This window comes from Prevotella sp. HJM029, from assembly GCF_000599605.1.
GTDB lineage: Bacteria > Bacteroidota > Bacteroidia > Bacteroidales > Bacteroidaceae > Prevotella.
The window spans coordinates 1-226 of the sequence record NZ_AZHT01000122.1 but is presented as its reverse complement, the minus strand read 5'-3'; the positions used below and the strand labels follow the sequence as shown (position 1 = coordinate 226).

General features: G+C 39.4%; 1 pseudogene. It reads left to right on the top strand.

Annotated features, from left to right (window positions below):
* Positions 1–226: pseudogene (locus X919_RS17210) on the top strand (transposase); the annotation flags it as partial.

Here is a 226-nt window from a genome sequence, read left to right as displayed (position 1 = left end):
ATGCTTCATCAGGCAAAATACTCTATCGCAAGTTTGTCAAAAACGAAACTAACAGAGATTATCTTGATGGACTTCGGTATATTGCGGAGCGTGGAACTGTGATAAAAGCAGTGGTGTGTGATGGGCATGTAGGACTTTTACAAGCTATACGTTTCTGTCCCGTACAAATGTGTCAATTTCACCAATTTCAGATAGTTAGAAGACTCCTTACTAACAACCCACATTT